A 19,252-nucleotide genomic window follows, 5' to 3' on the forward strand; every position below is an offset into this window, starting at 1 on the left:
ATCTGAGTATGGTGTACTGTACTCAGATATGACCCCACGACTGACCGACCATCCGACCGTGCGGGCGGTACGCGCCCGCCCGCGCCCGGCGCCGGCTCGGGTGATCGACGCCGACTGGCTGCGCGAGCTGTGCCTGACCGCCGGAGCCGACGATGTCGCGTTCGCCAGCGTGGACAATCCCGACCTGGCCGGTGAACGCCAGCATGTCGAGGCGGCCCTGCCCGGGACGAAGAGCTACATCAGCCTGGTGGTGCGGATGAACCGCGACAACGTCCGCTCGGTCGCCCGTAGCGTGGCCAACCAGGAATTCCACCGCACCGGAGAACTCATCAACGAGGCCGCCCACCGGATCACCCGGGCATTGCAGGACGCCGGCCATCGTGTGCTCAACCCGTCGGCAACGTTTCCGATGGAGATGGACCGCTATCCCGGCCGGATCTGGGTGGTCGCCCACAAACCCGTCGCGGTAGCCGCCGGCCTCGGCGTGATGGGCATCCATCGCAACGTGATCCACCCGAAATTCGGCAACTTCATCCTGCTTGCCACCGTTCTCGTCGACGCACCTGTAAGCAGTTACGGTGCTCCACTGGACTATTCGCCCTGCCTGGAATGCAAGCTGTGCGTCGCGGCATGCCCGGTCGGCGCCATCAAGAAGGACGGCGAGTTCGACTTCGTCGCCTGTTCGGTACACAACTATCGCGAATTCATGGGTGGGTTCACCGACTGGGCCCAAACGATTGCCGACAGCGAGGATGCCACCGACTTCCGTTCCCGAGTCAGCGATTCGGAGAATGCATCGATGTGGCAGAGCCTGTCGTTCAAGGCCAACTACAAGGCGGCGTACTGCCTGGCGGTCTGCCCGGCCGGTGAAGATGTCATCGAGCCCTATCTCGATGACCGCAGGGCGTTCATGGATCTCGTCCTGCGGCCGCTGCAACAGAAGGCCGAAACTCTTTACGTACTGCCAAATTCGGCCGCGCAGGAGCATGCAGAGCGGCGCTTTCCGCACAAGCCGATCAAGATCGTCGACTCAGGGGCCCGGGGGCGCACGTAGGCTTGTGCAATGGTGCGCGCGCTCGGCTGGATCGGTGTGGCGGGTGCGGCGGCGGCGTTGGTCGCGGTGCTCACCCTGGACGTCACGCTCGGCGGTCGGCGCGTTCGGGGCAGGAACCTGCGCGCGGCAACGATCTCCGAATATATCTATACCTCGGGCGGTTGGGCGTTCGTCGCCGCGGTGCTGATCCTGGCCGTTACTTCGGCGGCACTGCTGTACGGCCTGATCCGGGCCGGACGGGTGAGGTTGTTGTCGGCCGGCTCGGCGTTGCTGGCGCTGTGGGTGTTGGGTCTCGTGGCTGTCGTTGCGTTTCCCAAGCACAACTGGGCGGTCGGGCCGAGTGCGTCCGGCTCTGTGCATCGGGTCGCGACCCTGGTCGCCTTCGTTGCGCTGCCGTTGGCGGTGCTGCTGATCGCTGAGGGTCGAGCCGGCATCGCCCGGGCCGCCAGGTGGCTCGCTGCGATCGGAATCGGTTGGCTGACGGTGTTGTTCGGAGCCATTGCGCTCGGTACCGTCACCGATCAGCCCTGGTGGAGGCTGATCCCGCTCGGGCTGGTGGAGCGGGGGATCGCCGGATTCGAGGTGGCCGCGTTGATCGCGACAGGGCTGTGGCTGGCCCGGGAGCGCGGGCCCGGCGACCAGGAGGCCTTACCCGATCACCAGGCGTGAACCTGATTCTGGGCGGTCTCCAGGCCCACCTCGATCAGCAACTCGGTGGCGTCGGCGGCCTGCTCGCAGATCGCCGGCACCTCGGGCCGTTCGGCGGCGGTGAAATTCTCCAGCACGTACGCCGCCGGATCCTTGCGCCCCGGTGGGCGCCCGACACCGATCCGAACCCGCTGAAAGTTCTTGGTACCCAGCGAACTGGCCACCGACCGCAGCCCGTTGTGGCCACCCTCGCCACCGCCGAGCTTCAGCCGGATCCGGCCGAAGTCGATGTCGAGCTCGTCATGGATGACGATCAGGTCGGTCGGCATCACCGAGTAGAACTTCGCCAACGGACCGACCTGTCGCCCCGACTCGTTCATGTAGGTGCGCGGTTTGGCCAGCACGACAGGGCGATGGCCGAGCCGGCCGGTCACGATCTCCGCGCCAGAACGCTTGTGCACCTTGAACTGTCCGCCCATGCGGGCGGCCAGCACGTCGGCCACCATGAAGCCGAGATTGTGCCGGGTCTTGGCGTATTGCGGACCCGGGTTGCCGAGGCCGACAACCAGCAGGGGTTCGGCCATCCGGGCTTACTCGGCCTCGGCCGACTCGCCCTCGCCCTCGGCGCTCTGGGCCGCTTCGGCCGCGTCGGCGGCCTGCTCCTCGATCGACTCGCCGCCGCCCTCGGACTCCAGGTCCTCGGCAGACGGGGCGGTGACGATGTTGACGATCAGCAGGTCGGGATCGCTGATCAGCGTGACGCCCTTGGGCAGCTCGACCTGGCCGGCGGTGATCTGGGTGCCTTCCTCGGCGCCTTCGATCGACACGGTCAGGTGCTCCGGGATCGACATGGCTTCGGCCTCGATCTCGATGACGTTGGCGTCCTGGGTGACCAGGGTGCCGGAGGCGGCATCGCCCTCGAGGGTGATGTGAACCTCGACGGTCACCTTCTCGCCTCGACGGACGACCAGCAGGTCGGCGTGCTGGATGTTGCGGCGGATCGGATGCACGGAGAGGGCCTTGGTCAGCGCCAGCTGCTCCTTGCCGTTGACGTCGAGGACCAGCACCGCGTTGGTGCCGGAGTGACGCAGGACGGCGGCGTAGTCGTGGGCGTTGAGTTCGAGGTGCTGCGGCTCGGCGCCGTGACCGTACAGGACGACGGGAACCTTGCCGTTGCGACGGGCCTGGCGCGATGCGCCCTTGCCGGTCTTCTCCCGCACACTGGCGACGAGATTGTTGGTGCTGCCGTTTTTGGCCATGATTCGGTGCTCCTGAGTTATCAGTGGTCTTCCGCACGGAGAAGGCAGGCACCGATCGATAAGGTTGCCTCGTCGATAACGGTGGCTGGACCACCCTCGCCGTGACGCGGCCACCAGGGTAGCCGAGGAATGTCTCAGAGTGGAAATTCGGTGGCCGTGAGCTGCTCCGATAGCCTCCACAGCGCCTTCGCGGTGGTTTGGTTGCGGGCCAGCGGACTGCGCGGTGACTGCCCGGTCGGCCCGCGCATCGCGAATCTGGGGCCGATGAAGCTGTTGCCCGGCAGGTCCTGGCTGGCCGCATACAGCGTCTGGCGGGCGCCGAAATCGGCGCTGGTGGCGAAGATCGCGTTGCCGGCGTCCCAGACCTTGGTGCCCATCCTGTTGCCGGTCTGGCCCTGCAGGTTGGTGGCCGAGTAGCCGGGGTGCGCGGCGTGGGATTTGACCGGCGAACCGACGGCACCCAGGCGTTTCTGCAGCTCGCTGGTGAACAGCAGATTGGCCAGCTTGGACTGGCCGTACGCCAGCCAGGCCGAATACGGCCGGGCCTTCCAGTTCAGGTCCTTGAGACTGATCTTGCCCAGCAGGTGCATGAACGACGAAACGGTGACCACCCTGTCGGTGATCTTGGGCAGCAGGAGGTTGGTCAATGCGAAATGGCCCAGGTGATTCGTGCCGATCTGGGTTTCGAAGCCGTCCTTGGTCACCGCGTACGGGACGGCCATGATGCCGGCATTGTTGATCAGCACGTCGACGTCACCCACACCCGAGGCGAATTCCTTGACCGAGGCGAGGTCCTGCAGATCGAGGCTGCGCACCTCGACATCGCCGGTCATGGTCGCGGCGGCTTCGGCGCCCTTACCGGCGTTGCGGCAGGCCAGGATGACGTGTGCGCCGACGCGGGCCAACTCCCGGGCGGTGACCAGGCCCAGTCCGCTGTTGGCTCCGGTGACGATGACGGAACGCCCGGCGAACGACGGCAGATCTGCAGCGGTCCAACTCATGGCGACCACTCTAGGGGGCCCCGGATTTCCCTCGCGAGCAGACGCAAAAGTCCCCGACATGCCGTGGTTTTCGTGTCGTTTGCGTCTGTTCGCGACAGCTCATTTCAGCTTGACGCTGAAGCCGCGGATGATCGCCTCGACATCGTCGGAGGCGGCCGCGGCCTGGTCGGCCAGCGTCGTCACCGTCAGCTGCACCAGATAGCGCTGAAAGTTCGGCGCCGGCGTCACCGGGATCACCACCCGGTTATACGAGTGCAGGCGTTTGCCGTTGAGGTCGTAACTGCCCTCGATCATCGAGGACGGGAACCCATCAAAATCATCGGACGAGGCGTTCAGCTTCGTGAAGTTCTGCGACAGCTCGGCGTCGGCGCTGGCGTGCTTGAGTGCCTCGCCGACATCGAAGTTGCCTTTCAACTTGAACACGATCACCATCGCCGTCGGGTAGGTGTTGTTCTTCGCGATCACCGTGGTGCCGGGGGAGAAATTGGAGTTCGTGTACTTGCTCCAGCCCGGCGGCCGCGGCAGCGTCACGGTGATGTCGGTGAGCTTGTCCAGCGGAATCTGCTCGCCGGTCACCCCGACACCGTAGAGGTATTCGGCGATCGGCTGTGGCGTCTCCGAGGTGGTGGGGGTCGCCGTCGTCGTGGTCGGTGTGGTCCACACCGAGGAGTAGTCCGGGGGTGGCGTCCCGCAGGCCGCCACGGTCATGGCCAGCGCGATGGGCAGGACGGCGCCGAGCGCTCTCACAGAATGTCGTGCACCGATTCGATTGGCCGGGCCAACCGGGTGCCCTTGGGTGTCACCACGAACGGACGCTCGATGAGGATCGGGTTGGCCGCCATGGCATCGAGCAACTGGTCGTCGTTCGCGTCAGCGAGATTCAGCTCGCCGTAGAGCGATTCACGCTTGCGTACGCCCGCGCGCACATCGATGCCGGCATCGGCGATCAGCTTCGCGATCTCTGCCCGGGTCGGCGGTGTCTTCAGGTATTCGACGACGTTCGGCTCAATGCCGTTGCTGCGCAGCAACTCCAGAGTCTTGCGTGAGGTGCTGCAGCGGGGGTTGTGATAGATGGTGCTGGACAACGCTACGCATCCCCGTCGAAAAGGCCTGTCACCGAACCATTTTCGAAGACCGCACGGATGGTGCGAGCCAGTAGTGGCGCGATGGACAGGACCGTGAGCTGTGGGAAGCGTTTGGAGTCGTCGATCGGCAGGGTGTTGGTGACGATCACCTCGCGGGCACCGCTGTCGGCGAGCCGTTCGCGCGCGGGGTCGGACAGCACGCCGTGGGTGGCGGCGATGATGACGTCCTTGGCGCCGTCGTCGTGCAGTAACTTGACCGCGCCGGCGATGGTGCCGCCGGTGTCGATCATGTCGTCGGTCAGCACACACGTCTTGCCCGCGACGTCGCCGACGACCCGGTTGGACTTCACCTGGTTGGGCACCTTCGGGTCGCGGGTCTTGTGGATGAACGCCAGCGGGGTGCCGCCCAGCGCATCGGCCCATTTCTCGGCGACGCGCACACGGCCGGAGTCCGGCGAAACCACGACGACGTTCTCGCAGTTGTAGTTGTCCCTGATGTAGCCGGTCAGCAGCGGCTGGGCCCGCATGTGGTCCACCGGTCCGTCGAAGAAGCCCTGGATCTGGTCGGTGTGCAGGTCGACGGTGACGATGCGGTCCGCACCCGCGGTCTTGTAGAGATCGGCCACCAGGCGGGCGGAGATGGGCTCGCGGCCGCGGTGTTTCTTGTCCTGGCGGGCGTAAGGATAGAAGGGCAGGATCGCGGTGATCCGCTTGGCGCTACCGCGTTTGAGGGCGTCGATCATGATCAGCTGTTCCATCAGCCATTTGTTCAGCGGCGCCGGATGGGATTGCAGGACGAAGGCGTCGCAGCCGCGAACCGACTCGTCGAAGCGGACGAAGATCTCACCGTTGGCGAAGTCTCGGGCGGTCTGCGCGGTGACCTGGATATCGAGCTCCTTGGCGACCTGATCGGCCAGCTCCGGGTGCGCGCGGCCCGAGAAGAGCATCAGATTCTTGCGATTGTCGGTCCAGTCCGTGCCCACTGTGTGCTGCCCTTGCCGGTCGGAGGTCGATACGGGCCAATCGTACGGTGCTATCTCCCCGGGTTACCAAAAAGGCAACATCTGGCGACGACGATCACTGGCTTGCGTCGCCCGAGTCGGACTTCTCGGCCGTGGCGGCGGCCTGTGCGGCCCGGGCTCGATTGGCGGCCTCCGCCGCTCCGGCTCGATTGGCGGCCTCCGCCGCTCCGGCTCGATTTGCGGCCTCCGCCGCGGGACTACCTGGCCGCTTGCGCAGCACCCAGTCCTCGATGTTGCGCTGTGGTCCGGCCGAAACCGCCAGCGCGCCCGGCGGCACGTCATCGCGCAGCACCGTGCCCGCGCCCGTGTAGGCGCCGTCGCCGACGGTCACCGGGGCGACGAACATGGTGTCCGAGCCGGTGCGCACGTGCGAGCCGATGGTCGTGCGGCTCTTGGTCTCGCCGTCGTAGTTGACGAACACGCTGGACGCGCCGATGTTGCTGTGCTCGCCGATATCGGCGTCACCCACATACGTCAGGTGCGGCACCTTGGTGCCCGCCCCGATGACAGCGTTCTTGGTCTCGACGAACGTTCCGAGCTTGCCGGCGGCGCCCAGATCGGTGCCGGGCCGCAGGAACGCGAACGGCCCGACGGTCGCGCGGTCGCCGATCGTCGAGTCACTGCCGTGCGTGCGGATCACCGAGGCGTCGTCGCCGACGCTCACGTCGGTCAGCGTGGTGTCGGGTCCGATCTCGCAGCGGGCCCCGATCCGCGTCGCGCCCAGCAGTTGGGTGCCGGGCCGGATGACGGTGTCGCGGCCGATGGTGACGTCGACGTCGATCCAGGTGGTCGTCGGGTCGACGACGGTGACACCGGCGCGCTGATGGGTGGCGACCACCCGGCGGTTGAGTTCGCGGGCCAGGTCGGACAGCTGCACCCGGTCGTTGACCCCGGCGACCAGGGCCGCGTCATCAACGTGTTTGGCGTGCACCACCCGATGGTCGGCCCGCAGGATCGAGATCACGTCGGTCAGATAGAGCTCATGCTGGGCGTTGTCGGCCGACAGCCGGCCCAGCGCCGAACGCAGCTCGGCGATGGCGAAGGCGTAGACACCGGCGTTGACCTCGCGGATGGCGCGCTGCTGCGGGGTGGCGTCGGTTTCCTCGACGATCGCGATCACCTCGCCGTCCTGGGTCCGCAGGATCCGGCCATACCCCGTGGCGTCGGGCAGCGTCGTGGTCACGACGGTGGCAGCCGCCTGTTGACCGCGATGGATGGCGATCAGTTCGGCCAGCGTCTCGGCGTCCAGCAGCGGCACATCCCCGGAGGTCACGACCACCGTGCCGGCGAAATCGTCGGGCAGCCCGGACAGACCGCACAGCACCGCGTGACCGGTGCCGAGCTGTTGTTCCTGGATCGCGACCTCGATGGTGCGGCCCAATTGCTCGGCGAGCCCGGCGACGACCGGGGCGATGCGTTCACGATCCTTGCCGAGTACCGCGACCAGATGTTGGGGAGCGACCTTGGCCACCGCGTGCAGGGCGTGGGAGAGCATGCTGCGCCCACCGAGGGTGTGCAGCACCTTGGGGGTGTCCGAGCGCATGCGGGTGCCGGCCCCGGCCGCCAGCACCAGGACGGCGGCATCGGTATGTGTGGTCACCTGGACCTCCCATGTGCTCCGGCCGGCCGAGGGGTCGCTCACCGAGAGCTCGCTCCGTCGCCAGGACTCGAACCTGAACTATCTGAACCAAAATCAGAGGTGCTGCCGATTACACCACGACGGACTGGCCGAAATGTCCGCCTGAGACTCTAATGCAAGCCACTGGGCCTTCCGGCGGGGCAGGAGCGGAGCGACTCGGGGATAAGCTCAAGCCGTGGCAGCACCGGAGAAGGAGCCGAAGGCGCCGCGGGCCAGGATGACCGGCACCGAACGCCGGCGCCAGCTGATTGACGTGGCCCGCACGCTGTTCGCCGAACGCGGCTACGAGGGCACTTCCATCGAGGAGATCGCCCAGCGTGCCAACGTCTCCAAGCCCGTGGTCTACGAGCACTTCGGCGGCAAGGAGGGCCTCTATGCGGTGGTGGTCGACCGTGAGATGTCGGCGCTGCTCGACGGCATCACGTCCTCGCTGACCAACAACCGCTCCCGGGTGCGTGTCGAGCGGGTGGCGCTGGCGCTGCTGACCTATGTCGAGGAACGCACCGACGGCTTCCGCATCCTGATTCGCGATTCGCCCGCCGCGATCAGCACGGGCACCTACTCCAGCTTGCTCAACGATGCCGTCGGCCAGGTGTCCTCGATCCTGGCCGGCGATTTCGCCCGCCGCGGCCTCGATCCGGGATTGGCCCCGCTCTACGCCCAGGCCCTGGTCGGCTCGGTCTCGATGACCGCGCAATGGTGGCTGGACACCCGAGAGCCGAAGAAAGAAGTGGTGGCCGCCCATCTGGTCAACCTGATGTGGAACGGGCTGACCCATCTGGAGGCGGATCCGCAGCTGGAGGGCGAGTAGCGGCATGATCGCCCCGCCCTGACGCGATCTGGGTCACAGCCGACGGTCGAATCGCCGCCCGCCGCAACGTCTTCGGTGGTCTTGCCTAGAATGGGGGGATCATGACCGCACCGGGGCACCAGCATGTCCAGACCCCGATAGCGGGGCTGGTGGACTTGGCGCTGACCGCGCCGGAGTTCGTCGAACTCATAGCTCGCGCCGGCGAGCGTCCCGAAGAGCTCAGCCTGGTCGGGCCGGCCAGTTCGCAGCTGTATGCGGCGTGTGCGCTCGCCCGCGGCGGCCCGCTGCTGGTGGTGACCGCGACCGGCCGGGAGGCCGACGACCTCACTGCCGAACTGCGCGGTGTGTTCGGCGACGCGGCGGCGATGTTCCCGTCCTGGGAGACCCTGCCGCACGAACGACTGTCCCCGGGTGTCGACACCGTCGGCGCGCGGCTGATGCTGCTGCGCCGGCTGGCGAACCCCGACGACGAACGGCTGGGCCCGCCACTGCGGGTGGTGGTCACCACCGTGCGGTCCCTGCTGCAACCGATGGCCCCGGACGCGGCGACCGTCGAACCGGTCACGCTCGCCGCCGGTGCGGAGTTCGACTTCGATCAGCTGGTCGCGCGCCTGGTCGAGCTGGCCTACACCCGGGTCGACATGGTCGGCAAGCGTGGCGAGTTCGCCGTCCGCGGCGGCATCCTGGACCTCTTCCCGCCGACTGCCGAGCATCCGGTCCGGGTCGAGTTCTGGGGCGACGAGGTCAGCGAAATGCGGATGTTCTCCGTCGCCGACCAGCGCTCGATCCCCGAGATCGACGTGGCGTCCGTGGTCGCGGTGCCGTGCCGCGAGCTGCTGCTCACCGACGAGGTCCGAGCTCATGCCGCCAAGTTGCTCGCGGATCGTCCGCGCGACGAGGACAACCAGGTCACCGGCAGCGTCACCGACATGCTCGCCAAGCTGGCCGAAGGTATCCCGGTCGACGGGATGGAGGCATTGGCGCCGGTGCTGCGCCCCGACGAGCTGACGTTGCTCACCGACCATCTCCCCGCCGGAACGCCCCTGCTGGTATGCGATCCGGAGAAGGTGCGCACCCGGGCCGCGGACCTGATCAAGACCGGCCGAGAATTCCTCGACGCGTCCTGGTCGGTCGCCGCGATCGGCGGCGATGCCCCGATCGACGTCGAACAACTCGGTGGATCCGGGTTCCGCGAGCTCGACGACGTGCACGCCACGGCCCGCGCGACGGGTCATCCCTGGTGGACGCTGAGCCAGCTGGCCGCCGAGGACGCCACCGAGCTCGACGTGCGCGCTGCGCCGTCGGCACGCGGCCAGCAGAGCAATGTCGACGAAATCTTCGCGATGCTGCGCGCCCACGTGCTGACCGGTGGGTACGCGACAGTCGTCGCGCCGGGTACCGGCACCGCGCACCGGGTCGTCGAGCAGCTCGGCGAGCGGGACACCCCGGCGGCCATGCTGGAGTCCGGCGAGGCCCCCAAGCCCGGTGTGGTGGGGGTGCTCAAGGGCCCGCTGCACGACGGGATCATCGTGCCCGGCGCGAACCTGGTGGTCATCACCGAGACCGACCTGACCGGCAACCGGGTCACCGCCACCGAAGGCAAGCGGCTGGCCGCCAAACGCCGCAACACCGTCGACCCACTGGCACTGACCGCCGGCGACTTGGTGGTCCACGACCAGCACGGAATCGGCCGGTTCGTCGAAATGGTGGAGCGCACCGTCGGCGGTGCCCGGCGCGAATACCTCGTGCTGGAGTACGCCTCAAGCAAACGCGGTCAATCCGCCGACAAGCTGTTCGTACCGATGGACTCCCTGGACCAGCTGTCGCGCTATGTCGGTGGCCAGGAGCCCAGCCTGAGCCGGCTCGGTGGCAGTGACTGGACAAATACGAAAACCAAGGCGCGCAAGGCGGTTCGCGAAATCGCCAGCGAACTCGTCGCGCTCTACGCCAAGCGGCAGGCCGCCCCCGGGCACGCCTTCGGCCCGGACTCCCCGTGGCAGGCCGAGATGGAGGACGCGTTCGGGTTCACCGAAACCGTCGATCAGCTGACCGCCATTCAGGAGGTCAAGTCCGACATGGAGAAGCCGGTGCCCATGGACCGGGTGATCTGCGGCGACGTCGGCTACGGCAAGACCGAGATCGCGGTGCGGGCCGCGTTCAAGGCCGTTCAGGACGGCAAGCAGGTGGCGGTGCTGGTGCCCACCACGCTGCTGGCCGATCAGCACCTGCAGACCTTCACCGCCCGGATGGCCGGCTTCCCGGTCACCGTCAAGGGCCTGTCGCGGTTCACCGACCCGGCGCAGTCGCGGGCGGTCGTCGACGGGATGGCCGACGGGAGCGTCGACATCGTGATCGGCACCCACCGGCTGCTGCAGACCGGCGTGCGTTGGAAAGACCTCGGCCTGGTGATCGTCGACGAGGAGCAGCGCTTCGGTGTCGAGCACAAGGAGCACATCAAGAGCCTGCGCACCCACGTCGACGTACTGACCATGAGCGCCACCCCGATCCCGCGGACCCTCGAGATGAGCCTGGCCGGCATCCGGGAGATGTCGACGATCCTGACCCCGCCCGAGGAGCGCTACCCGGTGCTGACCTACGTCGGCGGGCACGACGACAAGCAGGTCGCCGCCGCGCTGCGGCGAGAGTTACTGCGCGATGGGCAGGCGTTCTACATCCACAACCGGGTCAGCACCATCGACGCCGCCGCGGCGAGGGTCAGGCAGCTGGTGCCCGAGGCGCGGGTGGCGGTCGCGCACGGCCAGATGCCCGAAGAGTTGTTGGAACGCACCGTCGAAGGGTTCTGGAACCGCGAGTTCGACATCCTGGTCTGTACCACGATCGTCGAGACCGGACTGGACATCTCCAACGCGAACACGCTCATCGTCGAACGTGCCGACACCTTCGGCCTGTCCCAGCTGCACCAGCTGCGTGGCCGGGTGGGCCGCAGCCGTGAGCGCGGCTACGCCTATTTCCTGTACCCCAAGGAGATGCCGCTCACCGAGACGGCGTACGACCGGTTGGCCACCATCGCACAGAACAATGAACTCGGCGCTGGGATGGCAGTTGCGTTGAAGGACTTGGAGATCCGCGGCGCGGGAAACGTGCTGGGTGTCGAGCAGTCCGGTCACGTCGCCGGGGTCGGATTCGACCTGTACGTACGGCTGGTGGGTGAAGCGGTCGAAGCGTATCGGGCAGCGGCCGACGGCAAGACGGTCACCACCGCCGAGGAGCCCAAGGATGTGCGCATCGATTTGCCGGTCGACGCCCACCTGCCCCCGGACTACATCGGCAGCGATCGGCTGCGGTTGGAGGCCTATCGCAGACTGGCCGCCGCCACCGACGACGCGGGCATCGCGTCGGTCGTGGAGGAATTGACCGATCGCTACGGCCCGCTACCCGAGCCGGCCCAACGGCTGCTGGCGGTCGCGCGCCTGCGTCTGCTGTGCCGCGGATACGGGGTGACGGAAGTGGCAGCGACTGGAACGGGGTCGGCCACAACCATTCGCGTTTCACCGCTGACGCTGCCCGACTCGGCGCAGCTGCGTCTGAAGCGGGTCTATCCCGGTGGAAGCTACCGGGCGACGACCTCGACGGTCACGGTGCCGATCCCGCGGGCGGGCGGCGGGGTGGGTGCCCCGCGGATCCGTGACCTGGAATTGGTGCAGATGGTCGCCGATCTGCTTCTCGCACTCGACGGACAACCGCACAGCGAGCTTGATATAACGACCAACACAGCGGCCGGCGTGCAGAAGGGAGAGCGGCGGTGACCGTCATCCTGGTCGACCCGCGCCGCCCCTCGCTGGTGCCCGTCGACGCCATCGAACTTCTCAGCGGCGATGTGCAGTACACCGAGGAGATGCCGGTCAAGGTGCCGTGGTCCTTGCCATCGGCGCGGCCGCTGCTCACCGGGGGACCTGACAGTCCAGCGCCGGTACTGCTCTCTTCGGACCGACGGCATCCCGAGGTGCGGGCCCGGTTGGCGGCGGGCGAGCGGCTGATAGCGGCGCCGGAACCCCAACCCGGCGAGCGGCTGGTCGACGCCGTGGCGATCATGGACAAGCTGCGCACCACCGGGCCGTGGGAAAGCGAACAGACCCACGACTCGCTGCGACGCTATCTGCTGGAGGAAACCTACGAGCTGTTCGACGCGGTGCGCGGCGGTGATCTCCACGAGCTGCGGGACGAGCTCGGAGATGTGTTGCTGCAGGTGTTGTTTCACGCCCGCATCGCCGAGGAGGCGCTGCAGCATTCGTTCACCATCGACGACGTCGCCGACGCGCTGGTGCGCAAGCTCGGCAATCGGGTACCGGCGGTGCTGGCCGGAGAGTCGATCTCCCTGGAAGACCAGCTGGCCCAGTGGGAGGAACGCAAAACGCTCGAGAAGGCCGCGCGAGTCTCCTGCGTCGATGACGTTCCGACCGGACAGCCTGCGCTGGCATTGGCGCAGAAGGTGATCGGCCGGGTCCTGAACGCGGGACTGCCGGTGGAGCTGCTCCCGGCGTCGATCGTCATGGTCACCGTGGCGGCCGAGAAGGATGCCGAAAACGAGCTGCGCACAGCGGTCCTGGAGTTCATGGACACCGTGCGCGCCGTCGAGCGCGCCATCGCGGCCAACCGACGCGATGCCGATCTCCCCAGCCGGCTCGACGTCGATGCGCCGCTCGGTGTGGTCAGTGCCGACGAGTGGCGCCGGCATTGGCCGGCACCGACCGGCGAGCCGCTGGATCTGCCGCTGGTACCCGAGGTCGTCTCGGCCGAAGATCTGCCGGATGACCTCGAAACCGCACTCGCCGCAGAGGAATTCGACGTGCCGGAGCGCGCGGTCGACGATGTCGACCTGCTCGGACCGGAAGAACCCGAAGTGCCCGAAGCCGATCAGCCGAGCAACGTCGAACCCCAGTAGTCGCCGTCTCGCAGCCCTGGCGGGACGGCGAAGATCCCGCTGCCGGTGTGGGTGATGTACTCGTTCATCGAGTCGCTTCGGGACAGTTCGGCCTGCATCGGGATGAACTGGGTGGCCGGATTGCGCACGAACGCGATGAAGAACAACCCGGCGTCCAGGTGGCCGAAGCCATCGGAGCCGTCGGTGAAATTGTAGCCGCGGCGCAGGATCCGGATACCGCCCAGATGCTGGTGGGACGCCAGCCGGACATGCGCGTCGACGTCGATCAGCGGGGTGTTCTTGTTGTCGACGAGGTCAAGGTCGAGCTCCTGGAACTCCTGGGTCAAACCGTTGGGGGCGCCGCTGCCCTTCTGCCGCCCGATCACCCGTTCTTGTTCGAGAAGCGTTGTACGGTCCCAGGATTCGATGCGCATCCGGATTCGGCGGCTGATCAGGTAGCTGCCACCGGTCAGCCAGTCCGGGCCGTCGCCCTTGGCCACCCACACTTGGTCGTCGAGGGTGCCGGTGTCCTCGGCCTTGATGTTGTTGGTCCCGTCCTTGAACCCGAACAGGTTTCGCGGAGTGGACTGCTCGCGGGTGGTCGACGAGGTACGGCCGAACCCCAGCTGGGAGTAGCGCACCGCCACCGTGCCGAAACCGACCCTCGCCAGGTTGCGGATGGCATGCACGGCCACCTGGGGGTCATTGGCGCAGGCCTGCACCACGATGTCGCCACCGCACCGGGCCGGGTCCATCGTCTCGTTGGGGAACTTCGGCAGGTCTTCCAGTAGCGCCGGCTTCTGGCCGGCGATACCGAAGCGGTCCTTGCCGTCCTTGAGGAAGAACGAGGGGCCGAACCCGATGGTCAGCGTCAGCTGGGAGGCCGGCAAGCCCAATGCTTCGCCGGTATCCGACGGTGGCGCATAGGGGTTGAGCCCGATGGCGCCGTCGTGCACGGCCTCCTGGCCGGCGGTCATCCGCTCGGCCATGCCGGTCCACTCCTTGAGCATCGCGACGAGCTCGGCCTTGGAGTCGGTCGTGATGTCGAACGTGGCGAAGTGCATCCGATCCTGGGCCGGGGTGATGATCCCGGCCTGGCGTTCGCCGCGGAACGGCACCGGCTTGTCCAGTCCGCCCATGCCGGAGCTGGCCGCCGAGGCCCGCCCGGCCAGGGCCCCGGCGCCTGCGGCGCCAACCACCGCGGCGGTCACGCCGGCGGCACCGAAGAGCTTGCGTCGGGACAGCCCGGCCTGTCCCGGCTGTGCCGGGGCGGACTCGTCGGGGTTACTGGGGAGCGATGACACCTTGCACCTGACTCACGTTCTTGCTCAACGCGTCGATCGCGCGGGACAGTTCTTGGCGCTGCGGCTCGGTCACGGTGTCGTAGAGCACGAATCCGTCCCCCTGGCGGTACTGGGCCAGCAGTGCCTCGACGTCGGCGAAGCCTTTGTCGACGTTCTTGCCCAGCTCGGGATTGCGCTCGTCGAGGATCGGGCGGACCGATGCGACGGCCGTCTGTGAACCGTCCACGTTGGCCTGGAAGTCCCACAGGTCGGTGTGGCTGAAGATGTCCTCTTCGCCGCTGATCTTGCTGGCCGCGACCTCGTCCAAAAGGCCCTGTGCGCCGCCGGCGATCTGAGTGGAGTCGATGGTCCAATCCGGTGCCTTGACACCGTCGTTGAGCTCCTTGATGTCGGCCACCAGCTGGTCGGCGATCGCGTTGGTGTCGGGCTGCAGGCCGGTGACCCACAGGTCCTTCTCCAGGCGGTGGAACCCGGTCCACGTCTGGCCCGGCTCCAGATCGGCCTCACGCAGGTCGATACGGGGATCCAGATCGTTGGGGAACGACTCGGCCACCGGCTCGATGCGCTCGTAGTAGGTGCGGGTGGTCGGGTACAGCGACTTCGCCTTGGCGATATCGCCGGCCTTGATCGCGGCCACGAACGCCTCGGTCGCCGGCACCAGCGCGTCGGTCTGACTGCTGACGTAGCGCTTGTAACTCTCAGCGGCTTCCTTGAACTCGCCCTGGGTGTCGACGGCGACGGCGTCGCCGGTCACCACGAAGTCATTGCGGATGCCGTCACCGATCATGCCCGGTTTGCACGCTGTCGTGTAAGTACCGGGCTCGGCGAGCTGTACGACGAGCTTGCGCTGCAGCCCGGGGGAGATGTTCTCCACCTCACCCATCACCCGCTCACCCTCGCCGTACACGTAGAACTCGGTGACCTTGGTCCCGTTGTTGGTGATCACGAAGGTGCTCGGCCCGGTCGTGGCCTGCGTGCCCGACAACTTGCACTCGGTGTCGGAGGCGTCGACGGTGATCTCGGCGGGCGCCTTGCTGCTCGAGTCCGCGGATTTGGTCTCCTTGGCCGTGCAGGCGGCCAGCGAGACTCCGGCCAGGATCGCCGCGGCGGCGGCGGTGCCGGTTTTGATGCCGTGGGAGAGCGTCACTTATGAGACCTTTCAGGGAGGGTGGTGCGCGCCGAATCTTCGGAGACATCGGAGCTTTCGGTGGACATGCGGCTATCGGAGGAGGTGTCGGTGGCGGGTGCCTGCGGTGCCGCCGGCGCGGGCCGGCGGGGCCTGCTGGGCCGCAGGAACAGGCCCAGCACGATGACGATGTAGGCCAGCCAGCAGATCAGCTGGAGCACCGTCGGGGTCGGCGTGATGTTGAAAACGCCCTGGAAGATCTCGCCGTACCAGGCCGACCAGTTGAAGTCCGCGCTGACGTCGAAGGCCTTGGAGCCCAGGCCGGGCAGCCAACCCACGGTCTGAAGGGCCCCGATGCCGTAGGACAGGACGCCGGCGGCGACCAGGATCAGGAACACGCCGGTGTAGGAGAAGAACTTGGCCAGGTTGATCCGCACCGCGCCGGCGTACATGCCCCAGGCGATCGCGGCGGCCACCAGTACGCCGATCAGCAACCCGAGCAGCGGCCAGGCGGTCTCGGCCTCGGCGTAGCCGACCATGAACAACGCGGTCTCGAAGCCCTCCCGGCCCACCGCCAGGAATGCCAGCATGAAAACCGCCAGGGCGCCGGTTTCGAGGGCCTGTGACATTCCGGCGCGCAGTTCACCGGACATGCCGGCGGAGGCCTTACGCATCCACAACACCATCGAGGTGACGATCGCGACGGCCACCAGCGACGCCACGCCGGCGATGGCCTCCGCCGCCAGGTCTTTGACCGTGTAAGCGCCGTATTGGATGGTGAGAAACACGCCCACCGTCATCAGAACCGCCGCGCCGACGCCGAGCCAAACCCACTTCAGTGCGTCGCGGCGGTCGGATTTCACCAGGAAGGCCACCAGGACCATGACGATGATGCCGGCCTCCAGGCCTTCGCGAAGGCCGATCAGCCCACTGCCGAACAGCTGGGCGGTCACGTTGGGGGCGGCCGCGCTGAAGGTGGTGTGGAGGCCACCCGAGAGATTCCCCGCGAGGCTTACTGGGATGTCCGCCACGTCGGTCATCGGCGAGTCCTAACTAACATCGGATAGTGCCAGGCAAGCAAGGCTTACCAAACCAAGGTTGGGCTCACCTTAGCAGACGCCAGGTAACGAAGTTACCGACCGTTGGCATCGTCGGTCGGGACTAATGACACCGAACGCATGGGACGATGAACTAGGTCGGTTGGGTTCGAGGAGTGCTGTGTCGTCAACGCGTTGGCTGCGGGTTGTCGCCGTCATTGCGGCGGCCGCGATGCTGCTGGCATCGAGCTGTTCCTGGCAACTCGGCACTCCTATTCCGGAGGGGGTACCACCGCCGCCGGGTGACCCGGTGCCCGCGATCGACACCAACGCCAAGGGCCGGCCGGCCGACCAGTTGCACGAGTGGGCGGCCGCGCGGGCGCCTGCGCTCGGTATCCCGATAAACGCGCTGGAGGCCTACGCCTACGCCGCGCGGGTGGCCGAGGTGGAGAACCCCAACTGCCATCTTTCCTGGACGACACTGGCCGGGATCGGCATGGTCGAAAGCCACCACGGCACCTACCGGGGCGCCGTCATCGCCCCCAACGGCGACGTCAGCCCGCCGATCCGCGGGGTACGCCTGGACGGCACCAACGGCAACCTGGAAATCATCGACAGCGAGCAGAGCCTGGACGGCGACGAGCCGGCCTACGCCCGGGCGATGGGGCCCATGCAGTTCATCCCCGAGACCTGGCGGCTCTACGGCGTCGACGCCAACAACGACGGTGCGATCAGCCCGGACAACTTCGATGACGCCGCGCTGTCGGCGGCGGGGTATCTGTGCTTCCGCGGCAAGGACCTGGCTTCACCGCGTGGCTGGATGAACGCGCTGCACGCCTACAACCACTCCGACCAGTACGCGCGCGCCGTGCGGGACTGGGCGACGGCCTACGCGCAGGGCCATGCGCTCTAGCCCACCGACGACGCGGGAAAGCGCTGAGAGCGCTTCGGCAACCGGGACCATTTAGGCTATGAGCGGTCATCGGGTGCTGATCGGCCCCTTGCCCGACGAGCGCATTCGTCGCACACCACGACGCTAAGGAGAACGCCAGTGCCCATCATCGAGCAGGTCGCGGCCCGCGAGATTCTCGACTCCCGCGGCAACCCGACCGTCGAGGTCGAGGTGGCCCTGATCGACGGCACCTTTGCCCGCGCCGCCGTACCCTCGGGCGCGTCCACCGGCGAGCACGAAGCCGTCGAGCTGCGCGACGGTGCCGCCCGCTACGGCGGGAAAGGTGTGCAGAAGGCCGTGGAGGCGGTGCTCGACGAGATCGCCCCGGCGGTCATCGGACTCTCCGCCGACGACCAGCGGCTGGTCGACCAGGCGCTGCTCGACCTCGACGGCACCCCCGACAAATCGCGGCTGGGGGCCAACGCCATCCTCGGCGTCTCGCTGGCGGTGGCCAAGGCCGCGGCCGACAGTGCCGCCCTGCCGCTCTTCCGCTACCTGGGCGGCCCGAACGCCCACATCCTGCCGGTGCCGATGATGAACATCCTCAACGGCGGCGCGCACGCCGACACCGGCGTCGACGTACAGGAATTCATGGTCGCCCCGATCGGCGCGCCGAGCTTCAAGGAGGCGCTGCGCTGGGGCGCGGAGGTCTACCACTCGCTGAAGTCCGTGCTCAAGAAGCAGGGCCTGGCCACCGGGCTGGGAGACGAGGGCGGGTTCGCGCCCGACGTCGCCGGCACCAAGGCCGCGCTGGACCTCATCGGCTCGGCAATCGAGGCGGCCGGGTTCACCCTCGGCACCGATGTGGCGTTGGCCCTCGACGTGGCTGCCACCGAGTTCTACACCGGAGCCGCTGGGTCGGCGACATCCGCCTCCGCGGGAACCGGATACAGCTTCGAGAAGCAGACCCGCACCGCCGAGCAGATGGGCCAGTTCTACGCCGAACTGCTCGACTCGTATGCGTTGGTGTCCATCGAGGATCCGCTGTCCGAGGACGATTGGGACGGCTGGGTCGAGTTGACCACCGCGATCGGCGACCGGGTGCAGATCGTCGGCGATGACCTGTTCGTCACCAACCCCGAACGGCTCGAGGAGGGTATCGAGCGCGGGGCGGCCAACGCGCTTCTGGTGAAGGTCAATCAGATCGGCACGCTCACCGAGACGCTCGACGCCGTCGCGTTGGCCCACAACAGCGGCTACCGCACGATGATGAGCCACCGCAGCGGCGAGACCGAGGACACCACGATCGCCGATCTGGCGGTGGCCGTCGGCAGCGGCCAGATCAAGACCGGCGCCCCGGCCCGCAGCGAGCGGGTGGCCAAGTACAACCAGTTGCTGCGCATCGAGGAGGCGCTCGGCGACGCCGCGCGCTACGCCGGCGATCTGGCCTTCCCGCGCTTCGTGGTCGGCGGGTAGGCGCCGCGCAGGAAGT

Annotated in this window: 17 protein-coding genes and 1 tRNA gene; 7 read left to right on the top strand and 11 right to left on the bottom strand. The window is 67.5% G+C overall.

Annotated elements, in window-relative coordinates:
• Nucleotides 1-28: 28 nt before the first annotated feature.
• Both ORI27_RS13125 and ORI27_RS13130 read left to right on the top strand, forming a co-directional pair.
• Nucleotides 29-1,054, top strand: a complete 1,026-nt coding sequence (locus tag ORI27_RS13125) for an epoxyqueuosine reductase (protein ID WP_265997196.1) — start codon at nucleotides 29-31, stop codon at nucleotides 1,052-1,054.
• Nucleotides 1,055-1,063: 9 nt separating this feature from the next.
• Complete coding sequence (locus ORI27_RS13130) at nucleotides 1,064-1,723, top strand: DUF998 domain-containing protein (RefSeq protein WP_265997195.1); 660 nt, start codon at nucleotides 1,064-1,066, stop codon at nucleotides 1,721-1,723.
• Here the strand turns inward: ORI27_RS13130 and pth are convergent.
• The 8 genes from pth to ORI27_RS13170 all read right to left on the bottom strand — a co-directional run bounded on the left by pth (nucleotide 1,711) and on the right by ORI27_RS13170 (nucleotide 7,793).
• The gene (pth, locus tag ORI27_RS13135) at nucleotides 1,711-2,286 is read right to left on the bottom strand and encodes an aminoacyl-tRNA hydrolase (RefSeq protein WP_265997194.1); all 576 of its coding nucleotides are present in this window, start codon (nucleotides 2,284-2,286) and stop codon (nucleotides 1,711-1,713) included. The two genes, ORI27_RS13130 and pth, sit on opposite strands and share 13 nt — an antisense overlap.
• Before the next feature lie 6 nt (nucleotides 2,287-2,292).
• Nucleotides 2,293-2,961: a 50S ribosomal protein L25/general stress protein Ctc gene (locus tag ORI27_RS13140; protein ID WP_265997193.1), complete on the bottom strand. Its 669-nt coding sequence runs from the start codon at nucleotides 2,959-2,961 to the stop codon at nucleotides 2,293-2,295.
• Nucleotides 2,962-3,095: 134 nt separating this feature from the next.
• Nucleotides 3,096-3,962: an oxidoreductase gene (locus tag ORI27_RS13145; RefSeq protein ID WP_265997192.1), complete on the bottom strand. Its 867-nt coding sequence runs from the start codon at nucleotides 3,960-3,962 to the stop codon at nucleotides 3,096-3,098.
• A gap of 99 nt (nucleotides 3,963-4,061) precedes the next feature.
• Entirely contained in the window at nucleotides 4,062-4,670 is a 609-nt protein-coding gene (locus ORI27_RS13150) for an LpqN/LpqT family lipoprotein (protein ID WP_265997338.1), read from the bottom strand.
• 35 nt (nucleotides 4,671-4,705) lie between these two features.
• Nucleotides 4,706-5,047: an arsenate reductase (glutaredoxin) gene (arsC, locus tag ORI27_RS13155; protein ID WP_265997191.1), complete on the bottom strand. Its 342-nt coding sequence runs from the start codon at nucleotides 5,045-5,047 to the stop codon at nucleotides 4,706-4,708.
• Between the two features lie 2 nt (nucleotides 5,048-5,049).
• Nucleotides 5,050-6,030 (bottom strand): ribose-phosphate diphosphokinase, encoded by a 981-nt coding sequence (locus ORI27_RS13160; protein WP_265997190.1) that lies wholly within the window; start codon nucleotides 6,028-6,030, stop codon nucleotides 5,050-5,052.
• 94 nt (nucleotides 6,031-6,124) lie between these two features.
• Nucleotides 6,125-7,669: a bifunctional UDP-N-acetylglucosamine diphosphorylase/glucosamine-1-phosphate N-acetyltransferase GlmU gene (gene glmU / locus ORI27_RS13165; RefSeq protein WP_265997189.1), complete on the bottom strand. Its 1,545-nt coding sequence runs from the start codon at nucleotides 7,667-7,669 to the stop codon at nucleotides 6,125-6,127.
• Nucleotides 7,670-7,721: 52 nt separating this feature from the next.
• Nucleotides 7,722-7,793: transfer RNA gene (locus tag ORI27_RS13170), tRNA-Gln, on the bottom strand.
• 132 nt (nucleotides 7,794-7,925) lie between these two features.
• On the opposite strand from ORI27_RS13170, the gene ORI27_RS13175 reads away from it, so the two are divergent.
• The 3 genes from ORI27_RS13175 (at nucleotide 7,926) to ORI27_RS13185 (ending at nucleotide 13,422) form a co-directional block, all read left to right on the top strand.
• Nucleotides 7,926-8,519 carry a TetR/AcrR family transcriptional regulator gene (locus tag ORI27_RS13175; protein WP_265997337.1) on the top strand — a complete coding sequence of 198 codons (594 nt, stop codon included), beginning with the start codon at nucleotides 7,926-7,928 and terminating at the stop codon, nucleotides 8,517-8,519.
• 101 nt (nucleotides 8,520-8,620) lie between these two features.
• On the top strand, nucleotides 8,621-12,286 hold the full coding sequence (mfd, locus tag ORI27_RS13180) for a transcription-repair coupling factor (protein WP_265997188.1): 3,666 nt from the start codon (nucleotides 8,621-8,623) through the stop codon (nucleotides 12,284-12,286).
• Nucleotides 12,283-13,422 (top strand): nucleoside triphosphate pyrophosphohydrolase, encoded by a 1,140-nt coding sequence (locus ORI27_RS13185; RefSeq protein ID WP_265997187.1) that lies wholly within the window; start codon nucleotides 12,283-12,285, stop codon nucleotides 13,420-13,422. Before mfd ends, ORI27_RS13185 begins: the two co-directional genes overlap by 4 nt.
• On the opposite strand, the gene efeB is transcribed toward ORI27_RS13185, so the two are convergent.
• The 3 genes from efeB to efeU are packed head-to-tail and all read right to left on the bottom strand — an operon-like array spanning nucleotide 13,395 to nucleotide 16,871.
• The gene (efeB, locus tag ORI27_RS13190; protein WP_265997186.1) at nucleotides 13,395-14,705 is read right to left on the bottom strand and encodes an iron uptake transporter deferrochelatase/peroxidase subunit; all 1,311 of its coding nucleotides are present in this window, start codon (nucleotides 14,703-14,705) and stop codon (nucleotides 13,395-13,397) included. The two genes, ORI27_RS13185 and efeB, sit on opposite strands and share 28 nt — an antisense overlap.
• Complete coding sequence (gene efeO / locus ORI27_RS13195) at nucleotides 14,686-15,852, bottom strand: iron uptake system protein EfeO (protein ID WP_265997185.1); 1,167 nt, start codon at nucleotides 15,850-15,852, stop codon at nucleotides 14,686-14,688. Before efeO ends, efeB begins: the two co-directional genes overlap by 20 nt.
• Nucleotides 15,849-16,871: an iron uptake transporter permease EfeU gene (efeU, locus tag ORI27_RS13200; protein ID WP_265997184.1), complete on the bottom strand. Its 1,023-nt coding sequence runs from the start codon at nucleotides 16,869-16,871 to the stop codon at nucleotides 15,849-15,851. The genes efeO and efeU overlap by 4 nt, the downstream gene beginning before the upstream one ends.
• 178 nt (nucleotides 16,872-17,049) lie before the next feature.
• On the opposite strand from efeU, the gene ORI27_RS13205 reads away from it, so the two are divergent.
• Complete coding sequence (locus tag ORI27_RS13205; protein WP_265997183.1) at nucleotides 17,050-17,781, top strand: lytic transglycosylase domain-containing protein; 732 nt, start codon at nucleotides 17,050-17,052, stop codon at nucleotides 17,779-17,781.
• A gap of 138 nt (nucleotides 17,782-17,919) precedes the next feature.
• A complete protein-coding gene (gene eno, locus ORI27_RS13210; protein WP_265997182.1) occupies nucleotides 17,920-19,236 on the top strand; it encodes a phosphopyruvate hydratase in 1,317 nt (438 codons plus the stop codon).
• Nucleotides 19,237-19,252: the final 16 nt, after the last annotated feature.

The organism is Mycobacterium pinniadriaticum, from assembly GCF_026242045.1.
Lineage (GTDB): Bacteria > Actinomycetota > Actinomycetes > Mycobacteriales > Mycobacteriaceae > Mycobacterium > Mycobacterium pinniadriaticum.

Excerpts from the sequence above, each read along its gene's own strand:
- ORI27_RS13125 (WP_265997196.1), top strand. The coding sequence starts at position 29 with ATGACCCCACGACTGACCGACCATCCGACCGTGCGGGCGGTACGCGCC.
- pth (WP_265997194.1), bottom strand. The coding sequence starts at position 2,286 with ATGGCCGAACCCCTGCTGGTTGTCGGCCTCGGCAACCCGGGTCCGCAA.
- mfd (WP_265997188.1), top strand. The coding sequence starts at position 8,621 with ATGACCGCACCGGGGCACCAGCATGTCCAGACCCCGATAGCGGGGCTG.
- ORI27_RS13140 (WP_265997193.1), bottom strand. The coding sequence starts at position 2,961 with ATGGCCAAAAACGGCAGCACCAACAATCTCGTCGCCAGTGTGCGGGAG.
- ORI27_RS13175 (WP_265997337.1), top strand. The coding sequence starts at position 7,926 with ATGACCGGCACCGAACGCCGGCGCCAGCTGATTGACGTGGCCCGCACG.
- ORI27_RS13130 (WP_265997195.1), top strand. The coding sequence starts at position 1,064 with ATGGTGCGCGCGCTCGGCTGGATCGGTGTGGCGGGTGCGGCGGCGGCG.
- ORI27_RS13145 (WP_265997192.1), bottom strand. The coding sequence starts at position 3,962 with ATGAGTTGGACCGCTGCAGATCTGCCGTCGTTCGCCGGGCGTTCCGTC.
- ORI27_RS13150 (WP_265997338.1), bottom strand. The coding sequence starts at position 4,670 with ATGACCGTGGCGGCCTGCGGGACGCCACCCCCGGACTACTCCTCGGTG.
- efeU (WP_265997184.1), bottom strand. The coding sequence starts at position 16,871 with ATGACCGACGTGGCGGACATCCCAGTAAGCCTCGCGGGGAATCTCTCG.